Genomic DNA, 706 nt, shown 5'->3' with positions numbered 1-706 from the left:
GGACAACCTAATATTTCGTTGTGATATTTATGCTCGCAGCGTTTACATATTACCCAAAAGGGCCCTTAGCTCAGCTGGTTAGAGCGCACCCCTGATAAGGGTGAGGTCGGTGGTTCGAGTCCACTAGGGCCCACCATGATCCCTGATAGCTCAGTTGGTAGAGCACTCGACTGTTAATCGAGTTGTCACAGGTTCGAGTCCTGTTCGGGGAGTTACCGCTCCGGAAAGCAGTAGATGGACAGAAATGTTATTTGCCCGCTTTCCGGTGTACCCTTCATCTCATGGAGAGGTGTCCGAGTTGGCCGAAGGAGCACGATTGGAAATCGTGTAGGCGTCAAAAGCGTCTCGAGGGTTCGAATCCCTCTCTCTCCGTTGGATTCCATCGGATAAGATAATGACTGTAACTTTTAGCATGGCCCGTTGGTCAAGGGGTTAAGACACCTCCCTTTCACGGAGGTAACAGGGGTTCGAATCCCCTACGGGTCACCATTTTCTTCTTAGCCGGGGATGAGAATCCCAAATGGTTCGTCGGAGCATTGGCATCGTTAGGAATACATCGCAGTCGACTCGCTTGCGAGGCGTATCCCCTACGGGTCACCATTTCCTTAATAATATGGAGGCTTAGCTCAGCTGGGAGAGCATCTGCCTTACAAGCAGAGGGTCGGGGGTTCGATCCCCTCAGCCTCCACCATAATTCAATATTTTT

At 51.0% G+C, this 706-nt stretch carries 5 tRNA genes; all 5 read left to right on the top strand.

From position 1 onward, the window contains the following. The first annotated feature begins 59 nt into the window (after window positions 1-59). Window positions 60-136, top strand: a tRNA-Ile gene (locus tag G5B47_RS25260). Between the two features lie 3 nt (window positions 137-139). Further along, a tRNA-Asn gene (locus tag G5B47_RS25255) sits at window positions 140-212 on the top strand. 71 nt (window positions 213-283) lie between these two features. Further along, a tRNA-Ser gene (locus tag G5B47_RS25250) sits at window positions 284-372 on the top strand. Between the two features lie 42 nt (window positions 373-414). Beyond that, a tRNA-Glu gene (locus G5B47_RS25245) sits at window positions 415-489 on the top strand. A 126-nt stretch (window positions 490-615) separates the two neighbouring features. Further along, window positions 616-691, top strand: a tRNA-Val gene (locus G5B47_RS25240). Window positions 692-706 lie beyond the last annotated feature (15 nt).

Origin of the sequence: Paenibacillus apii (genome assembly GCF_011043685.1) — a bacterium.
GTDB classification, from domain to species: domain Bacteria; phylum Bacillota; class Bacilli; order Paenibacillales; family Paenibacillaceae; genus Paenibacillus_AQ; species Paenibacillus_AQ sabinae.
The sequence above is the reverse complement of the archived record's forward strand: the minus strand, read 5'-3'. Positions and strand labels throughout refer to the sequence as shown.